Genomic DNA, 17,999 nt, shown 5'->3' with positions numbered 1-17,999 from the left:
CGGAGGCGTGGACCCAAAAAGGCCCACCCACCCGGCCGGGCTTCGGCGGGGTGGGTGGGCGGGGAGCGACTGGGGCGCCTCGGGCGTCAGCAGCCCAGGAGACGCTGGGCCAGGTAGCCCTCGATCTGGTCGAGGGAGACCCGCTCCTGCTTCATCGAGTCGCGCTCACGCACCGTGACGGCGTTGTCGTCGAGGGTGTCGAAGTCCACGGTCACGCAGTACGGCGTACCGATCTCGTCCTGACGGCGGTAGCGGCGGCCGATCGCGCCGGCGTCGTCGAACTCGATGTTCCAGTTCTGGCGCAGCGCCTGGGCGAGCCCCTTGGCCTTCGGGGACAGCTCCGGGTTGCGGGACAGCGGGAGGACGGCGACCTTCACCGGGGCCAGACGGTGGTCGAGGCGCAGCACCGTGCGCTTCTCCATCTTGCCCTTGGCGTTCGGGGCCTCGTCCTCGACGTAGGCGTCGAGCAGGAAGGCCAGCATCGTGCGGCCGACACCGGCGGCGGGCTCGATGACGTACGGCGTCCAGCGCTCCTGGGCCTCCTGGTCGAAGTAGGAGAGGTCCTGGCCGGAGGCCTTGGAGTGGGCGCCGAGGTCGTAGTCGGTGCGGTTGGCGACACCCTCCAGCTCGCCCCACTCGCTGCCGCCGAACTGGAAGCGGTACTCGATGTCGGCGGTGCGCTTGGAGTAGTGGGAGAGCTTCTCCTTCGGGTGCTCGTACCAGCGCATGTTCTCGGTACGCAGGCCGAGGCCGGTGTACCAGTTCCAGCGCTGCTCCATCCAGTACTCCTGCCACTTCTCGTCCTCGCCCGGCTTGACGAAGAACTCCATCTCCATCTGCTCGAACTCGCGGGTACGGAAGATGAAGTTGCCGGGCGTGATCTCGTTGCGGAAGGACTTGCCCATCTGGGCGATACCGAACGGGGGCTTGCGGCGCGAGGTGGTCTGCACCTGGGCGAAGTTGGTGAAGATGCCCTGGGCGGTCTCGGGGCGCAGGTAGGCGACGGAGCCGCTGTCCTGCGTCGGGCCGAGGTGGGTGGAGAGGAGGCCGGAGAACTGCTTGGGCTCGGTGAACTGGCCCTTGTTGCCGCAGTTCGGGCAGTTGATGTCCGCCAGGCCGTTGGCCGGGGCGTGACCCTTCTTCTCCTCGTACGCCTCTTCCAGGTGGTCGGCACGGAACCGCTTGTGACACGCGGTGCACTCGGTCAGCGGGTCCGTGAAGGTGGCGACGTGGCCGGACGCGACCCAGACCTCGGAGGCCAGGATGACGGACGAGTCGATACCGACCACGTCCTCGCGGGACGTCACCATGTAGCGCCACCACTGGCGCTTGATGTTCTCCTTGAGCTCGACACCCAGCGGTCCGTAGTCCCAGGCGGCGCGCTGTCCGCCGTAGATCTCACTGCTGGGGAAAACGAAGCCACGGCGCTTGCTCAGGCTGACGATGGTGTCGATCTTGTCGGCGGCCACGGTGCTCTCTTCATTACGACGACGGGCGTTGAAGCGAGATGCTTCCAGCGAATGATTCAGGTTACCGGCGCAGGCTCCCTCACGGCCAAATCGGCCCCCCTGTCGAGAGCACCTCAAGGGTGCTTGTTGACAACGGTTTCCATGTTAGTTGAAAATGACTGTCATGAACGTACGACGACGCCTCATACCCGCCGCCGCGCTCGCCGCTGTCACCGCACTCGGGGCCGGCGCGCTCTCCGCCTGCTCCGCCGACGGCGCGGCAGCGGCCGGCACCGGGAAGTTCGACGTCGTCGCGTCGTTCTACCCGATGGCGTTCCTCGCCGAGCGGATCGGCGGCAGCCACGTCCACGTCACCAGTCTCACCTCGCCCGGCCAGGAACCGCACGACCTGGAGATCAGCCCCAAACAGATCGCGATGCTCCAGGACTCCGACGCGGTCCTGTACCTGAAGAACCTCCAGCCCTCCGTCGACGACGCGGTGGCCCAGTCCCCGGTCGGGACGAAGATCGACGCGGCCTCCCTGACCACGCTGGAGGAGCACGGCAACGAGGTCGGCGGCCACGCGGCCGCGCACGACGCCCACAGCAGCGAGGAGCCGGCCGGCAAGGACCCGCACATCTGGCTCGACCCCGTGCGCTACGCCCAGGTCGCCCGGGGCGTCGGCGCGGCCTTCGAGAAGGCCGACCCCGGGCACGCGGCCGACTACCGGCGGAGCACCGCGGCCCTGGTGAAGCAGCTGAACGGCCTGGACCAGCGGTTCCGCACCGGCCTCGCGCACACCAGGACCAGGGTCTTCATCACCACGCACGCCGCCTTCGGCTACCTCGCCGAGCGCTACGGCCTCACCGAGGAGGCCATCAACGGCCTCGACCCCGAGTCCGAGCCCAGCGCCGCGCGCGTGAAGGACCTGGAGACGATGGCGAGGGCCGACGGCGTCTCCACCGTCTTCTACGAGACGCTCGTCAGCGACAGGACCGCGAAGACCCTCGCGGGCGACTCCGGTCTGCGCACCGACGTCCTGGACCCGATCGAGGGCATCACCGCCAGGTCCCGCGGCACGGACTACTTCGCGGTCCAGGAAGCCAACCTCAAGGCCCTCCAGCAGGCGCTGGGCGCCAAGTGACCGGCACGGGAGACGAGATGACCGCAGAAGCCGTCATAGCCCTGCGCGGGGTGAGCGCCGAACTCGGCGCCCGTCCCGTACTGCGCGGCATCGACCTCACCGTCGGCCGCGGCGAGGTCGTCGCGCTGCTCGGCGCCAACGGCTCGGGCAAGTCCACGGCGATCCGCACGATCATCGGCCAGGTGCCGGTCAGCGCCGGCACGGTAGGACTGTTCGGCACCCCGCGCAGCGCCTTCCGCGACTGGGCCCGCGTGGGCTACGTACCGCAGCGCACCACGGCCGCGGGCGGTGTCCCGGCGACCGTCACCGAGATCGTCTCCTCGGGCCGGCTCTCCCGCACCCGCTTCGGCCTCTTCCGCAGGACCGACCGGCAGGCCGTGCGCCACGCCCTGGAACTGGTCGGCATGGCGGACCGGGCCGGGGACTCGGTGAACGCCCTGTCCGGCGGCCAGCACCAGCGCGTGCTGATCGCCCGGGCCCTGGTCGCGGAGCCCGAACTGCTGATCATGGACGAGCCGATGGCGGGCGTCGACCTGGCCAGCCAGGAGGTGCTGGCAGCGACCCTGCGCGAGCAGGTCTCCCGCGGCACCACGGTCCTGCTCGTGCTGCACGAGCTGGGCCCGCTGGAGCCCCTGATCGACCGGGCGGTCGTCCTGCGCGACGGCCGTGTGGTGCACGACGGCCCCCCGTCGAGCGCCGGGCCCGGCCACGACCCCGCCCACCCGTCGCCCGCCACCGCCCTCGGCGGAGGCGCCTCGCACCACTGCTTCGACGCGCACGCACCCGCGGGCACCGGACCGACCCGGACAGGACTGCCGAGCTGATGGACCTCCTGAACTACGCCTTCATGCAGCGGGCGCTCGTCGCGGCCGTCCTGGTCGGCATCACCGCGCCCGCGATCGGCATCTACCTCGTCCAGCGCCGCCAGCCCCTGATGGGCGACGGCATCGGCCACGTGGCGATGACCGGCGTCGGCCTCGGCTTCCTGCTGCACGCCTCGCCGGTGTGGATGGCGACGGCCGTGTCGGCGCTCGGCTCCGTCCTCATGGAGCTGATCCGCTGGTACGGCAGGACGCGCGGCGACATCGCCCTCGCGATGCTCTTCTACGGCGGCATGGCGGGCGGCGTGATGTTCGTCAACATCGCGCCGGGCGGCTCCAACGCGAACCTGATGTCGTACCTGTTCGGCTCGCTGTCGACGGTGGCGCCCTCGGACGTGACCGCGATCGTGGTGCTCGCCGCGTTCGTCGCCGTGGTGACCCTCGGTCTGCGCCGTCAGCTGTTCGCGGTCAGCCAGGACGAGGAGTTCGCGCGGGTCACCGGGCTGCCCGTGCGCGCCCTGAACCTGCTCGTCGCGGTCACCGCGGCGGTCACGGTGACCGTCGCCATGCGGGTGGTCGGCCTGATCCTGGTCTCCGCGCTCATGGTCGTACCGGTCGCCGCCGCGCAGCAGCTCACCCGCAGCTTCGCCGCGACCTTCGCCATCGCCGTCGCCATCGGCGTCACCGTGTCGGTCGGCGGCACGATCACGTCGTTCTACCAGGACGTGCCGCCCGGCGCGACGATCGTGCTGCTGACCATCGCCGCGTTCGTCGCGCTGACCGCCGCCGCCGCCCCGCTGGCCCGGCGACGCGCCCGCGCGGCCACCGCCGCAGCATCCCCCGCGGGCCCGGTGGAGTACTCCGTTCCGGCCACGCGGACGGCCGTGGACGAGGCCGGCGTCTGACCGTCCACGGCCCTTGCTGGCACAATGGCCGGGGCAGGGGTGGGACGTGAGCCCGCGAGAGAGCCGATGGGGCGCGCCGGTGTGGTGAGCGCGAGCGCGCAGGCCGGTGGGCCGGGCACGGTCGCGGTCCCGGCTACGGCTCGGACCGCCCCGCCGGTGAGCGAGCCATCAAGGAGGCAACGGTGACGACCGCTGGACCGCCCGTGAAGGGCCGCGCGACCCGACAGCGGGCAGCCGTGGCGGCGGCCCTGGACGAGGTCGACGAGTTCCGCAGCGCGCAGGAACTGCACGACATGCTCAAGCACAAGGGCGACTCGGTCGGCCTCACCACCGTCTACCGCACGCTGCAGTCCCTCGCGGAGGCCGGCGAGGTCGACGTCCTGCGCACCTCCGACGGCGAGTCCGTCTACCGCCGCTGCTCCACCGGCGAACACCACCACCACCTGGTCTGCCGCGCCTGCGGCAAGGCCGTCGAGGTGGAGGGGCCTGCGGTGGAGAAGTGGGCGGAGGCGATCGCCGCCGAGCACGGCTATGTGAACGTGGCCCACACCGTGGAGATCTTCGGCACCTGCGCGGACTGCGCGGGCCAGGGCTGCTAGACGCGGGTGAGGTGACGGTCGCCGGTGACACGATCAGCCGTCCCCGGCGTTGATCAGCCGCGGCCGAAGCAGCGCTCCAGCTCGTCCAGGTCGTAGAAGCCGCTGCCCCTGGTGACGGGACGGCAGCCCGCCCTGAACGGCGTCTCGCGCTCGTTGTAGAGCATGCGGACCAGGTAGCGGTCGCCCTTCTGGAAGACGTCCCACTGGATGTTGGCGCCCAGCGGGGCCACCGACGCGCCCCGCCAGGGGTTGTCGGCGTAGGTGTACGGCTCGTCCGGGTCGGCGGGCCGTGTGCTGCCGGGCAGGCCCATCAGCGCGGCCAGCGGGATGATCTCCTCGGCGTGGGTGAAGCGCAGCTCGGCGCCGAGGTCGCTGGTGCCGGCGCGCTTGGCCTCGACCTGCCGGAAGAAGTCGTCGAGGAGGACGCCCGCCATCCGGTAGGTGATGTCGCTGTCGGAGAAGCCGGGGCCCTTCTCGTAGAACTCCTCCGCGTCGCCGAGGTAGCCGAACCAGGACGCGTCGGCGCGGGAGACGTAGCGGTCCATGCCCCAGCCCTCACCGCCGGGGCTCTCCTCGCTCATCGCGGGGGCGATGGCGTACAGGCCGTAGACGGCCCGGGCCGCCCCGACCTGGTCGGTGATCCCGTCGGCGAAGGACTCCGTGAAGATCCGCCGCAGGACGCTCCGGGCGGCCTCGTGGGTCCTCGGCTGGTCGGCGATCGCGTTCAGGGTGTCCTTGAGGCGCTGGTCGTTCGCGAGGTAGTCGCGGTAGGCCGCGCCGCCGGCCGCCTTGTGGAAGTACAGCAGGTCCTTGTCGGTGCGGGTCGGTCCGATCAGCGGCTTCAGCCCGGGGTCGGCGGCGGCGAGGGCGCCGGTGTACTCGGCCGCGCTGTCCACCGCCCGCCCCTGTCCGGAGCTGACCACGTCGATCTTCTCGCCCTCGTCGGCGATCTTCGCGAACAGGGACGGCAGCCGCTCGGCCGCGCGGGTGGCCGTGTCCCGCATCTCCTTCCGTCCGCGCCCGCTGAGGTCGCCGTGGCCGACCTGCGCCATGGCGGCCTGGAGAGCCCGCACCTTCGGCCCGAAATCCTCGCCGGTCGCGGTGAGCTGCCCCTCCTGCCGGGCCCGGTCCCACAGCCCGAGGATCAGGTCGCCGTCGCCGCTGTCGGTGGCCGCGCGGGACCCGTGCCGGGAGACGTTCTCGGTGAAGACGGGCGTGAAGCCGGCCGGGGGGCGCTGGTAGCCGTCCGGGCTCTGCTCGGCCTCGTAGGGGGCCTTGGTGCCGTAGCTCTCCCGGTCCGCGGGGCCGTCCGCGGCGTGCGCGGGCAGCGCGGTCAGGAGCAGGGCGCCGAGGGCGAGGACAGGAGGGAGACGTCTCATGGTCACCACATCCTCGGCCGCCCGCATGAACCACCGATGGCTACGAGGTGGCCGACTCGTCGCCCTCCATGGCCGACAGCTCCTCGTTCGGGATGGCGCCGCCGAACCGCCGGTCGCGGGAGGCGAATTCGAGGCAGGCCCGCCACAGGTCACGGCGGTCGAAGTCGGGCCACAGCACGTCCTGGAAGACCATCTCGGCGTACGCGCTCTGCCAGAGCAGGTAGTTGGAGGTGCGCTGCTCGCCGCTCGGGCGCAGGAACAGGTCGACGTCCGGCATGTCCGGGTAGTACAGGTACCTCTGGATGGTCTTCTCGCCGACCTTGGACGGGTCGAGCCGGCCCGCCTTCACGTCCTCCGCCATCGCCTTCGCCGCGTCCGCGAGCTCGGCCCGGCCGCCGTAGTTCATGCAGAAGTACAGCGTGAGCAGGTCGTTGCCCTTGGTCTGCTCCTGGGCGACCTGCAGCTCCTTGGCGACCGACTTCCACAGCTTGGGCATACGGCCCACCCAGCGCACCCGGATGCCCAGCTCGTCGAGCTGGTCGCGGGTCTTGCGGATGAAGTCGCGGTTGAAGTTCATCAGGAAGCGGACCTCGTCGGGCGAGCGCTTCCAGTTCTCGGTGGAGAAGGCGTACAGGGAGATGTTGCGGACGCCGATCTCGATGGAGCCCTGGAGGACGTCGAGCACCCGCTCGGCGCCGACCTTGTGCCCCTCGGTGCGCGGCAGCCCACGCTCCTTCGCCCACCGCCCGTTGCCGTCCATGACGATCGCCACGTGGTTCGGGACCAGCTCACCCGGGAGCTTCGGAGGGCGTGCGCCGGACGGGTGCGGCTCCGGCTTCTTGTACTCGCGCCGCTGGCGCCCCAGGATCCCGCGTACCACCATGTGCCTCTCGTCTCCCTCTCACTTTTCCACGTACCGGAGCGAGCGCAGCCCGCGCTCCAGATGCCAGTGCAGGTAGGCGGACACCAGCCCGCTGCCCTCCCGGACGTAGCGCGCCTCGCACGCGTCCGCCGTCTCCCAGTCTCCCGTAAGCAGCGCACCGAGCAGGACCAGGGTCTGCGGGGAGGGTACGACGCTGCCCGGCACCCGGCAGTCCCCGCAGACGGAGCCGCCCGAGGCGACCGAGAAGAAGCGGTTCGGACCGGGCATGCCGCACTTGGCGCAGTCGCCGAAGCTGGGCGCGTACCCGTTGACGGCGAGGGAGCGCAGCAGGAAGGCGTCGAGGACGAGGTGGGGCGCGTGCTCACCCCGGGCGAGCGTCCGCAGGGCCCCCACCAGCAGCAGGTACTGCTGCACGGCGGGCTCGCCCTCGTGGTCGGTGAACCGCTCGGCGGTCTCCAGCATGGCCGTGCCGGCGGTGTACCGCGCGTAGTCGGCGACGATGCCGCCACCGTACGGAGCGATGGTCTCGCTCTGGGTGCACAGCGGCAGCCCGCGCCCGACCAGCTCGCTCCCCCGCGCGAAGAACTGCACGTCCACGTGGGAGAAGGGCTCCAGCCGGGCCCCGAACTTCGACTTGGTCCGCCGCACCCCCCGGGCCACGGCCCGCACCCGCCCGTGCCCACGGGTGAGCAGCGTGATGATCCGGTCCGCCTCACCCAGCTTCTGGGTGCGCAGCACGATGCCGTCGTCGCGGAACAGACTCATGGCTCCATTCTCGCCCATGGCGGGAGCGGCTAGAGCGTCTCTCCGCGACTGCGGGCGTTGGCGTGCGCCGTCGCCGCGCTCAGACGTTCGGCATCGGTCGCGCGCCGCACGGCCCCGGGCTCGGCGTCCCACTCCCGGCCCCCGCCGTACGGTCTCAGCTGGACGTACGGCCCCTCGTGCCCCATGACGATCCCGATCCTGCCGGTACGCGTGTCCACGACATGGCTGCCGATGGGGGGCTCGACGGGGTACGTCACGACGTCACCCCCGCCACGGCCGCCGCGAGCAGCCGCGCGGTGTCCACGGGAATGACTCCGGCCTCCGCGAGAGCCGACCGCAATTCTTCCAATGTCTCCTCCGCCTCTTCGACGCACAACGCCGAGTGTGTGGTCCCTCGCGCCTTCACCCGTGCTCCCCTTCCCTCTCGTTTTTCACGCTTCGCACATCGAGGGTGACGCTCCGCCTCTACACTCGGCAGCAACCTGCGCCCTACAAGTACGCAGCAGGACAAAGGGGTTGGCCATGGCCGACGGTTCACGGCAGGCGGTCTGGGAGGTCTTCGGAACGGAACTCAAGCGGCGCCGCGAGGACGCGGGAATCACCCAGGTGGAGCTGGGGTCGCGTGTCTTCGTCTCCGGCGCGTACATCGGACAATTCGAGCAGGCAATTCGAAAGCCCCAGCCCAGCGGATCGACGAGATCCTGCAAACCGACGGTATTTTCGAGCGACTGTGCAGAAAGCTGATCGACGACCGCCGGTATGCGGAGTACTTCGCGGAGTTGTGGAGCTGGAGCGGGTCGCTTCGCGGATCTGCGAGTTCGCGCCCACTGAACGTGCTGCGCATCCGGGTGGGCGGCCCGCAGGCCATGGCCGATCAACTGGAGCACATCGCCCGGCCGATGCGGGAGCGGACGGCGTGGGGGACCGTGATTCCGTACACGGCTGGGCCGCACGCGTCCATGGCCGGATCGCTGAAGCTCATGGACTTCGAGGACGCACCGCCCGTCGCCTATACAGAGACGTCGTTTTCGGGAACGTTGATGGACGATCCGGCTGTGGTGAAGCGGGCACACCGCGCATACGATCTGCTCAGGGTTGCCGCGCTGTCGCCGGAGGCGTCCCTGGCCCTGATCGAGTCGGCGGCTGAGGACCACAGGGGATGCACACCTACGACCTGAGAAACGCCCGTTGGCGCAAGAGCAGTTACAGCAACGGCGAGGGCGGCGACTGCGTCGAGGTAGCCGACGGAGTCCCCGGCATCGTCCCCGTCCGCGACAGCAAGCTGGACGGCGGCCCCGTGCTGACGGTCGGGCCGGCCGCATGGGCGGAGTTCGTCGGCGCCGTGGGGGCCGCCCGCTTCTAGGCCGTGCGCCGGGGCACGCGCCCCGCTACGCCATTCGTGTGTGCTCCCTTGACCACCCCCACGGGCCCTCCTATGGTCACGCTGACCAATCGGACGTAGGACGTCGTACCTCCCCTCCCCCCGACGCCGCAGGAGGACCCGTGCGCGACGACGTGACGATTCCCGACGTGCCGGCGCCGCGCCGCCGGTCCGTTCTGCGAGGCGCCGGAGCGCTGGGCGTGGGCGCCCTGCTCGCCGCCTGCTCCGCGGGGCCCGAGTCCACCAACGACACCGGGAGCGGGGGCGGCGGCAAGGACCGCACGCTGACGGCGGTGATCGGGTACGGCAACGACGGCAGCTGGGATCCGACCCAGACGGCGTCGGCGTTCTCGATGGCCGCCAACAACCACATCTACGAGGGCCTGCTGGACACCGACCCGATCTCCCGGGTGCCGTATCCCGCGCTCGGCACCGGGGTGCCGGGGAACCCGGACGCGACCACCTGGCGGTTCGGCCTGCGGCCGGGCGCGACCTTCCACGACGGCAGGCCGGTCACCGCCGACGACGTGGTGTTCGTCTACGAGCGGATCCTCGATCCGGGCACGCAGACCCTCGCCAAGGGCTTCTTCGCGAGCTGGCTGCGCGAGGTCCGGAAGGTCGACGCGCACACCGTCGAGCTGGTGCTCAAGTTCCCGTTCCCGGAGGGGCTTTCGCGGCTCACCCTGGCCAAGATCATGCCGCGGCACGTGTACGCGCGGCCCGGCGCCTGGGACGACGCGGTCAAGGGACTCGCCGTGGGCTCCGGTCCGTACCGGCAGACGGCCCACCACCCGAAGTCCAACACCACCTTCGCGGCGTTCGGCGCCTACAACGGCCCGCGCAGGCCCGCCTTCAAGAGGATGAACTGGCTGACGATCGTGGACGCGGCCCCGCGCGTCGCGAGGATCTCCGGGACCGGCGCCGGGGCCCAGATCGCCGACAACATCCCCTACGCCAACGTCCCCCGCCTGGAGGAGGGCGGCCTGAAGGTCGCGGGCGGCGCCGGGATGAACAACCTCTTCCTGATGTTCAACACCGCGCACAAGCCCTTCGACGACGTACGGGTGCGCCAGGCACTCCATCACGCCATCGACACCGGGAAGATGGTGCGGGTCGCCCTGAAGGGTCACGGGAAGCCGGCGTCCTCGTTCCTGGACGAGGGCAACCCGTCCTACCGGCGGGCGAAGACGGTCTACGACCACGACCCCGCCAAGGCGAGGGCGCTGCTGAGGGCGGCGGGCGTCACGAACCTGAAGGTCGACGTCCTCGCCGTGAACGTCAGCTGGATCGTGGACTGCCTGCCGACCATCAAGTCCTCGTGGGACGCGATCGGCGTCGAGACGACGCTGACGCCGCAGGAGACCACGGCCGTGTTCACCAAGATGGACCAGAAGCAGGACTACCAGGTGGTGGCGGCGGCCTCCAACCCCAACCAGTTCGGGCTCGACGCCGACCTGATCATGCACTACAACTACGGGCCGCAGAACCTGTGGATGGGTTACACGCGGTGGGCCGGCCACCCCGTCGCCAGGCGGCTCTTCAAGGACATGGACCGGGCCACCCGGGAGCCGGACCCGGAGCGCAAGAAGGCGATGGTCCAGGACTGCATCGACGTCGTCGCGGAGCAGGCCGTGCTGTACCCGGTGGTGCACAACGAGCTGATGACGGCCTGGGACCCGCGCAGGCTCACCGGCATAAGGGCACAGCCCTACCCGGGCGTCAACCTCCTCCGGGCCAGGTGGGTCTGACGGCATGACGGCCGTCGTACGGATCCTGCTGCGCCGGGTCGCCCTGCTCGTACCGCTGCTGCTCGGGATCGTGCTGTTCGTGTTCCTGGTGATGCGCTTCTCGGACGTCGATCCCGCGTCCGCGTTCTTCCAGGGCGCGAACCCGACACCGGGCCAGTTGCACGACTTCCGTGAGCGCAACGGGCTGCTCGACCCGCTACCGGTGCGGTACGTCCACTTCGTCGGCGCTCTCCTGCACGGCGACCTCGGCACCAGCGCCCTGACCCGCGCCCCCGTGGCCGACCAGGTCGCCACCGCGCTGCCGCTCACCCTCCAGCTGACCTTCCTGGGTCTCGGCATCGCGGTCGTGCTGGCCCTGGCGGGCGGCGTGACGGCCGCCGTGTACCGGGACCGGCTGCCGGACCAGGTCATCCGGGTGGTCTCGCTCGTCGGGGTCGCCGCGCCCGGGTTCTGGCTGGCGCTGCTGATGATCCAGTACCTGGCGGTGGACCGGGGCTGGTTCCCGGCCGGCGGCTACATCAACCCCGCCGACTCGCTCACGGGTTGGCTGAAGACGATGGCGCTGCCCGCGATCGCGCTGTCCCTGCCGGTGGCCGCCCAGCTGACCCGGGTCGTCCGGACCTCGGTGGTGGAGGAGCTGGACCGGGACTACGTGCGCACGGCGATCGGGAGCGGGCTGCCGCCCCGCGTCGTGGTGGGCCGCAACGTCCTCAGGAACGCGCTGGTCAACCCGCTGACCGTGCTCGGGCTGCGGGTCGGCTACCTGCTCGGCGGCGCCGTCGTCATCGAGACGATCTTCTCGCTGCCCGGCATGGGCAAGCTGATGATCGACGCCGTGCAGAACGGCGACCCGGCCGTGGTCCAGGGGGTCGTGCTCACCACGGCCGCCGGGTTCGTCGTCGTCAACCTCGTCATCGACATCGTGTACCTGCTGGTCAACCCACGGCTGAGGGCGGCCTGATGATCACGCGCGCGAACATCGCCGAGCGGCTCGCCCGGCCGGGCGTGCGGCCGCGCTGGCTGCCGCCCCTGCCGGCGATCGCCCTCTGCTTCCTGGCGGTCGTCGTCCTGGTCGCCGTACTCGCCCCGCTGCTCGCCCCCGACGATCCGCTCGACCAGCAGGACCCGGTCGGCGGCTCCGGGGCGCCGTCGGCCGCGCACTGGATGGGCCAGGACAGCCTGGGCCGGGACATCCTCAGCCGGCTGATGTACGGCGCCCGCTGGTCCCTGGCCATCGGGCTGGGCTCGACCGCGCTCGCGCTGGCGGCCGGGGCGGTCCTCGGGGCGCTCGCGGCGACCTCGCGGAAGGCGGTCGACGAGACGCTGATGCGCTGCCTGGACGTGGTGATGGCGTTCCCGGGCATCGCGCTGGCGGCCGTGCTGGTCGCCGTGTTCGGCGGTGGGATCGGCGTGCTGATCTGCGCGATCGCCTTCCTGTTCACCCCGCCGGTGGCCCGGGTCGTCCGGGCGAACGTCCTCGACCAGTACGGCGAGGACTACGTCACCGCCGAGCGGGTCATCGGCGCCCGCACCCCGCACATCGTGCTGCGGCACGTGGCCGTCAACTGCGCGGCCCCCGTGCTGGTGTTCTGCACGGTCCAGGTCGCCGAGGCGATCGTCTTCGAGGCCTCGCTGTCCTTCATCGGCGCGGGCGTACGGCCCCCGGACCCGTCCTGGGGAAGTGTCATCGCCGACGGGAAGAACATGGTGCTGACCGGCGGCTGGTGGGCGACCGTGTTCCCCGGGCTGCTGATCCTGCTGACGGTGCTGGCGCTGAACGTCCTCGCCGAGGGGGTGTCGGACGCGTGGGCCGCCCCGGCCGCCCGCGAGGTGGAGGCGCCCGAGGACCGGTCGGAGAAGGCGGTGCCGGGTGACGTACTCCCCTTGCCGGGACTGTCCGAGGCCGCCCGGCGGCTGCGGTCCCGGGCCCGGCCGCTGCCGGACCGGAGCGGGCAGCCGGTGCTCGCGGTGGAGAACCTCACCGTGGGCTTCCCGGACCGGCACCGGGGCGTGGACGTCGTCGCCGGGGTCGGCTTCGAGGTGCACCCCGGTGAAGTGCTGGGCCTGGTGGGCGAGTCGGGCTGCGGGAAGTCGCTGACCGCGCTCACCGTGATGGGGCTCCAGCCGAGGGAGGCCCGCGTGCGGGGGCAGGTGCGCTTCCGGCAGCGGGACCTGCTCACCGAGCCGATGCGGGTACGGCGGCGGCTGCTCGGCCACGAGATGGCGATGGTCCACCAGGACGCCCTGTCCTCGCTGAACCCGGCGATGACCGTCCGTGCCCAGCTGGGGCAGCTCGTCCGGCGCGGCGGCCGGCGCAGCCCGCGGGAGCTGCTGTCGCTGGTCGGCCTCGACCCGGAGCGCACCCTGCGCAGCTACCCGCACGAACTCTCCGGCGGCCAGCGCCAGCGGGTGCTCATCGCCATGGCCCTGTCCCGGGAGCCGAGCCTGATCCTCGCCGACGAACCGACGACCGCCCTGGACGTCACCGTGCAGGCCCAGGTCATGGAGCTGCTGCTCCGGCTGCGCGCGGAGCTGGGCTTCGCGCTGGTCCTGGTCTCGCACGACCTGGCGCTGGTCGCCGACGTCACCGACCGGGTGGTGGTGATGTACGGCGGGCAGATCGTGGAGAGCGGGGTGACCGCCGACCTGGTGGCTGCGCCGGCCCACCACTACACACGCGGGCTGCTGGGCAGCGTGCTGTCGCTGGAGTCGGCCGAGGAGCGGATGACCCGGATCAGGGGGGTCGTACCGTCCCCGGCCGGCTTCCCGGCGGGCTGTCGCTTCGCCGATCGCTGCCCGCGTGCGAGCGAGGTGTGCCACGAGCGCGCGCCGGTCCTCGCCGGCACGGCCACGCACACGGCCGCCTGCCATCACCCCGCCGTGCCCGTGGAGCCCGTCGGGGAGGCGCTCCAGTGACCGCGATCATCGATGTCCGCGGCGCCCATGTCGTCCACCGGGCGCGCGGCGGCGGCCTGTTCGCCCGCGACCGGGTGTACGCACTGACCGGCGCCGATCTCACCGTGGCCGCCGGTGAGACGGTCGGGGTGGTCGGCGAGTCGGGGTGCGGGAAGTCGACGCTGGCGAGGGTGCTGGTGGGCATCGAGCGGCCTGTCCGGGGGACGGTGTCGTTCCGGGGGCGGGATCTGTGGGCGATGCCGCCGGCCGAACGCCGGGCGACGGCCGGCGCGGGCACCGGCATGATCTTCCAGGACCCGTCGACGGCCCTGAACCGCCGGCTGACGGTACGGCGCATCCTGCGTGACCCGCTGGACGTCCACGACCGGGGCGGCAGGCCCGAACGGGACGAGCGGGTGCGGGAGTTGATGGCCCTCGTCGGCCTCCCCCGGGCCCTCGCCGACGCGCTGCCCGGCCAGCTGTCCGGCGGGCAGCGGCAGCGGGTCGCGATCGCCCGGGCGCTGGCCCTCGACCCCGCCCTGGTGGTCGCCGACGAGCCGACCAGTGCGCTGGACGTGTCGGTCCGCGCGCAGATCCTCAACCTGCTGCTCGACCTGAAGGACCGCCTCGGCCTCGCCCTGATGTTCGTCTCGCACGACATCCGGACGGTACGGCGGATGAGCGACCGGGTGGTCACCATGTACCTCGGCCGGATCGTGGAGGAGACCCCGGCCGCCCTGGTCACCGACCGGGCCCGGCACCCGTACACCCGCGCCCTGTTCTCGGCCACGCCCGGTCTGCTGCACCCCGTCGACCCGATCCCGCTGACCGGGCCGGTGCCCTCGGCGACCCGGCCGCCGAGCGGCTGCCCGTTCCGCACCCGCTGCTGGCGGGCGGACGCGGTGTGCGCGCGGGGGATGCCGGAATTCTCGGCCGCGTCGCGGCCAGGGCACCGCTACCGCTGTCACCATCCTGTGGAGGAGGACCAGTCGACCCACGACCTAGCCCGCAGGAGCCGTGAATGACCTTCCCCGTCCCGCTCACCGGTGTCGTCCCGCCCGTGTGCACGCCCCTGACACCGGAGCGCGAGGTGGACGTCCCCTCGCTGCTCAGGCTGGTCGACCATCTGGTGGGCGCGGGGGTGCACGGCCTGTTCCTGCTCGGCTCGACGTCCGAGGCGGCCTTCCTCACGGACCGGCAGCGCCGGCAGGTGGTCGAGGCGGTCGCCGCTCATGCGGGCGGTCAGCTCCCGGTCCTGGCCGGGGCCATCGACATGACCACCCCGCGCGTCCTGGACCACGTCCGCGCGGTCACGGCGGCCGGCGCCGAGGCCGTCGTCGTCACCGCCCCGTTCTACGCCCGCACCCACCCCTCGGAGATCGTCCACCACTACCGCAGGATCGCGGCCGTGAGCCCCGTCCCGGTCATCGCGTACGACATCCCGGCCGCCGTGCACACCAAGCTCCCGGCCGATGTGGTGCTGGGGCTGGCCGGGGACGGTGTGCTGGCGGGGATCAAGGACTCCAGCGGGGACCTGGCGGCCTTCCGGGAGATCGTCACCGGCGCCCGCGCCCATCCCGGGTTCAGCGTCCTGACCGGCTCCGAGCTGATCGTCGACTCGGCGCTGGCGCTGGGCGCGGACGGGGTGGTGCCGGGCCTGGCCAACGTGGATCCGCACGGCTACGTCCGGCTCTACCGCCAGTGCCGGGCGGCGGACCGGGAGGGGGCGCGGGCCGAGCAGGAGCGGCTGTGCGCCCTGTTCGGCCTGACCCGGGCCGGCGATCCGGCCCGGATGGGCGGCAGTTCCTCGGCGCTGGGCGCCTTCAAGGCGGCCCTGCATCTGCGCGGTGTCATCGACTGCCCGGTCACCGCCGAGCCCCAGGTGCCGCTGTCCGGCGAGGAGACCGAGAAGGTCGCCAAGTTCCTGGCCGCGGCGGGGCTCCTCTAGGGCAGGCGCAGCCTGCGGAACTCCAGGCCCTCGTAGGCGCCCGTCTCGTACAGGACGCCGACCGTGCCGGGGCCGAGCTGGACCAGGTCGGAGTAGGCGGCCCGTCCGTCGGACAGGGTGCGGAGCCTGGTGAAGGTGCGGCCGGCGTCCGTGCTGGACCAGACGGCCATGGCACGCCGGGCGGTGGGTACGGAGGGAGCGGAGAACAGCAGCGGGGCCCCGGGGCCGCGCAGTTGCAGGACGCTGCCCTGGACCACCGGGACGTCGTTCAGGGTGGGCTGGGGGGCGTAGGGGCGGTCGAGGGTGGCGCCGCCGTCGCCGGAGTAGGTGTCGAGGCGGTTGCCGGGGGCGCTGCCGCTCTGGTCGCGGGCGCTGAAGTAGATCCGCCCGTCGGGGAGTTGGGTGGCGCTGGTCTCGTTGACGTTGGTCACGCCGTCGTGGCGGGCGGTCACGGAACCGAGGTGCCAGGTGCGGCCGCCGTCGTCGCTGTAGAGGGCGTGGCCGCCGTAGAACCTCGCCTCACGGCCGGTGGCGTGGGAGCCGGCGGGCGGGGCGGTGGAGTGGTCGGCGGGGACCAGGAGACGGCCGGCGTGCGGGCCCCGGGTGAGGGCGAGCGCGTGGCCGGGGCCGGTCGCGTACCAGCGCCAGTCCGGCAGCCGCACCTCGGCCGTGATGTCCCGCGGGGCGCTGAAGCGGAGGCCGTCGTCCAGGCTGCGCTGCACGAACACCCGGCGTCCCGACTCGGGCGGGACCTCCCCGCGCATGATCTGCCCCTCCGTCACGGCCCCGCTGTTGCCGCAGGTCACGAGGACGATCGCGCCGGTGCCCGGGTCGACCACGGGCGCCGGGTTGCCGCGGGTGTCCCCCTCCCCCGCGGCCACCACCGTCAGCGGGCCCCAGGTGCAGCCGCCGTCGCCGGAGCGGCGCAGCACGACGTCGATGTCCCCGCTGTCCCCCGGCCCGTCGCGCCGTCCCTCGGCGAACGCCAGGACCGTCCCCGCCCGGCTCCGGACCACGGCGGGGATCCGGTAGGTGTGATACCCGCCCTCGCCCGACACGTACGGCTCCGAGGAGACACAGCCGGGGGCGGCGTGCGCGGGGAGGGGGACGGTGAGGGAGGTGAGGGAGGTGAGGAGGGCGAGGCTGGTCAGGAGGGTGCTGCTGAGCGGGGTCACGCGGTGATGCTGCCCGGATTCACCGGGGCGTCCTTACTCCGTCGGGGGTAATCAGGACGGCGTGCGGGCCGCGGCCAGCAGGCGGGTGACGTCGGGGGCGCAGATGGTGAGGGCCGCGCCGACCGTGGTGAGGGCGTCGCGTTCGGCGGGGGTGTAGGGGCCGTCGGCGAGGGCGATGCGGGCCGCCTGGAGGAACAGGGCCTCGCGGCCGCCCGGGGCGAGGTGCGGGGCGAGCGGGTCCAGGGCCTCGTGCAGCTCTATGGTCAGGCTCGCGCCGCAGGGCTGCTCGAAGACCCGGCCGGTGTCGGCGGCGAGGGCCTCGACCAGGGCGGCGAGCTGTTCCTCGGTGCAGTCGTCGAAGCCGGCCGCGCGGACCGCGGAGGCGGCCGTCTCCAGCGCCGTGCGGGAGGAGGTGCCGCCCGCGGCGAGGACGGCGAGGGCGACGGTGTGCACGGCGTCGCGGAGCATCGCGGAGAAGCGGCGGGTGGTGGGGTGGTCGAGGACGTCGGTGCCGTAGTGGTGGCGGCAGGCGGCGCACTCCACGACCGGTCCGGTCGCCCCGCGCGGCAGCACGGGCACCCCGAGCACGGTGAGCCGGCGGCGCCCGGTGAGCCGCTGGTAGTTGCGGTCGCCTCCGCAGCCGGGGCAGAAGAACTCGCCGTCGCCCACGGGTGTCCATGCGGTGCGGGTGCCCAGGATGTGCACAGCCCTGGCGGCACGGCCGTCTCGTCCCCGTACTGGCAGCACGTCGCACCTCCGTAACCGCACGGCAACATCGCCGCGCTGGCGTGATGTTAGCCACATCACGGAGGCTGAGTCAGTACCCCGTAAGAGACCTTTCTGTGACCTGGCCGGGCCGGTGGCCGATAACCGACGGGGCCCCAGCCGCCGTATGTGGCGGCCGGGGC

17 protein-coding genes and 1 pseudogene are annotated in these 17,999 nt (G+C 72.1%); 11 read left to right on the top strand and 7 right to left on the bottom strand.

Annotated elements, in window-relative coordinates:
- Positions 1 to 86 precede the first annotated feature (86 nt).
- A complete protein-coding gene (locus tag ACWEN3_RS08505; protein ID WP_452967329.1) occupies positions 87 to 1,469 on the bottom strand; it encodes a glycine--tRNA ligase in 1,383 nt (460 codons plus the stop codon).
- A gap of 163 nt (positions 1,470 to 1,632) precedes the next feature.
- Here ACWEN3_RS08505 and ACWEN3_RS08500 point away from each other — a divergent pair, with 163 nt between their 5' ends.
- The 4 genes from ACWEN3_RS08500 to ACWEN3_RS08485 all read left to right on the top strand — a co-directional run bounded on the left by ACWEN3_RS08500 (position 1,633) and on the right by ACWEN3_RS08485 (position 4,917).
- Positions 1,633 to 2,592, top strand: coding sequence for a metal ABC transporter substrate-binding protein (locus ACWEN3_RS08500; protein WP_452967327.1), 960 nt, complete (start codon positions 1,633 to 1,635; stop codon positions 2,590 to 2,592).
- 17 nt (positions 2,593 to 2,609) lie between these two features.
- The gene (locus ACWEN3_RS08495) at positions 2,610 to 3,416 is read left to right on the top strand and encodes a metal ABC transporter ATP-binding protein (protein WP_452967324.1); all 807 of its coding nucleotides are present in this window, start codon (positions 2,610 to 2,612) and stop codon (positions 3,414 to 3,416) included.
- Complete coding sequence (locus tag ACWEN3_RS08490; RefSeq protein ID WP_452967322.1) at positions 3,416 to 4,318, top strand: metal ABC transporter permease; 903 nt, start codon at positions 3,416 to 3,418, stop codon at positions 4,316 to 4,318. Before ACWEN3_RS08495 ends, ACWEN3_RS08490 begins: the two co-directional genes overlap by 1 nt.
- 182 nt (positions 4,319 to 4,500) lie before the next feature.
- Positions 4,501 to 4,917 carry a Fur family transcriptional regulator gene (locus ACWEN3_RS08485; RefSeq protein WP_452967319.1) on the top strand — a complete coding sequence of 139 codons (417 nt, stop codon included), beginning with the start codon at positions 4,501 to 4,503 and terminating at the stop codon, positions 4,915 to 4,917.
- Positions 4,918 to 4,970: 53 nt separating this feature from the next.
- On the opposite strand, the gene ACWEN3_RS08480 is transcribed toward ACWEN3_RS08485, so the two are convergent.
- Genes ACWEN3_RS08480 through ACWEN3_RS08465 form a run of 4 tightly spaced genes read right to left on the bottom strand, consistent with a single transcriptional unit; the run spans position 4,971 to position 8,201 of the window.
- On the bottom strand, positions 4,971 to 6,296 hold the full coding sequence (locus ACWEN3_RS08480; protein ID WP_452967316.1) for a histidine-type phosphatase: 1,326 nt from the start codon (positions 6,294 to 6,296) through the stop codon (positions 4,971 to 4,973).
- 40 nt (positions 6,297 to 6,336) lie between these two features.
- Positions 6,337 to 7,179, bottom strand: a complete 843-nt coding sequence (locus ACWEN3_RS08475) for an isoprenyl transferase (protein ID WP_452967314.1) — start codon at positions 7,177 to 7,179, stop codon at positions 6,337 to 6,339.
- Between the two features lie 18 nt (positions 7,180 to 7,197).
- Positions 7,198 to 7,944 (bottom strand): DNA repair protein RecO, encoded by a 747-nt coding sequence (gene recO / locus ACWEN3_RS08470; protein ID WP_452967312.1) that lies wholly within the window; start codon positions 7,942 to 7,944, stop codon positions 7,198 to 7,200.
- 29 nt (positions 7,945 to 7,973) lie between these two features.
- Positions 7,974 to 8,201, bottom strand: a complete 228-nt coding sequence (locus ACWEN3_RS08465) for a hypothetical protein (protein WP_452967363.1) — start codon at positions 8,199 to 8,201, stop codon at positions 7,974 to 7,976.
- A 265-nt stretch (positions 8,202 to 8,466) separates the two neighbouring features.
- On the opposite strand from ACWEN3_RS08465, the pseudogene ACWEN3_RS08460 reads away from it, so the two are divergent.
- From ACWEN3_RS08460 to ACWEN3_RS08430, 7 genes and pseudogenes are all read left to right on the top strand, one after another.
- Positions 8,467 to 9,122 (top strand): annotated as a pseudogene (locus ACWEN3_RS08460) (Scr1 family TA system antitoxin-like transcriptional regulator).
- Positions 9,104 to 9,307 carry a DUF397 domain-containing protein gene (locus ACWEN3_RS08455; RefSeq protein WP_452967309.1) on the top strand — a complete coding sequence of 68 codons (204 nt, stop codon included), beginning with the start codon at positions 9,104 to 9,106 and terminating at the stop codon, positions 9,305 to 9,307. The pseudogene ACWEN3_RS08460 and the gene ACWEN3_RS08455 overlap by 19 nt, the downstream one beginning before the upstream one ends.
- 140 nt (positions 9,308 to 9,447) lie before the next feature.
- Complete coding sequence (locus ACWEN3_RS08450) at positions 9,448 to 11,073, top strand: ABC transporter substrate-binding protein (protein WP_452967306.1); 1,626 nt, start codon at positions 9,448 to 9,450, stop codon at positions 11,071 to 11,073.
- 4 nt (positions 11,074 to 11,077) lie between these two features.
- Entirely contained in the window at positions 11,078 to 12,034 is a 957-nt protein-coding gene (locus ACWEN3_RS08445; protein WP_452967303.1) for an ABC transporter permease, read from the top strand.
- Positions 12,034 to 13,989, top strand: a complete 1,956-nt coding sequence (locus ACWEN3_RS08440) for a dipeptide/oligopeptide/nickel ABC transporter permease/ATP-binding protein (protein ID WP_452967300.1) — start codon at positions 12,034 to 12,036, stop codon at positions 13,987 to 13,989. The genes ACWEN3_RS08445 and ACWEN3_RS08440 overlap by 1 nt, the downstream gene beginning before the upstream one ends.
- Positions 13,986 to 14,993: an ABC transporter ATP-binding protein gene (locus ACWEN3_RS08435; protein ID WP_452967297.1), complete on the top strand. Its 1,008-nt coding sequence runs from the start codon at positions 13,986 to 13,988 to the stop codon at positions 14,991 to 14,993. The genes ACWEN3_RS08440 and ACWEN3_RS08435 overlap by 4 nt, the downstream gene beginning before the upstream one ends.
- The gene (locus tag ACWEN3_RS08430) at positions 14,990 to 15,916 is read left to right on the top strand and encodes a dihydrodipicolinate synthase family protein (RefSeq protein ID WP_452967294.1); all 927 of its coding nucleotides are present in this window, start codon (positions 14,990 to 14,992) and stop codon (positions 15,914 to 15,916) included. Before ACWEN3_RS08435 ends, ACWEN3_RS08430 begins: the two co-directional genes overlap by 4 nt.
- On the opposite strand, the gene ACWEN3_RS08425 is transcribed toward ACWEN3_RS08430, so the two are convergent.
- Both ACWEN3_RS08425 and ACWEN3_RS08420 read right to left on the bottom strand, forming a co-directional pair.
- Positions 15,913 to 17,091: a sialidase family protein gene (locus ACWEN3_RS08425; protein ID WP_452967291.1), complete on the bottom strand. Its 1,179-nt coding sequence runs from the start codon at positions 17,089 to 17,091 to the stop codon at positions 15,913 to 15,915. The genes ACWEN3_RS08430 and ACWEN3_RS08425 overlap by 4 nt on opposite strands.
- Positions 17,092 to 17,142: 51 nt before the next feature.
- The gene (locus ACWEN3_RS08420) at positions 17,143 to 17,838 is read right to left on the bottom strand and encodes a TerB family tellurite resistance protein (protein ID WP_452967288.1); all 696 of its coding nucleotides are present in this window, start codon (positions 17,836 to 17,838) and stop codon (positions 17,143 to 17,145) included.
- Positions 17,839 to 17,999: the final 161 nt, after the last annotated feature.

This window comes from Streptomyces sp. NPDC004561 (assembly GCF_053602155.1).
Note: the sequence above shows the minus strand (reverse complement) of the source record. Positions and strands in the feature narration are given on the sequence as shown.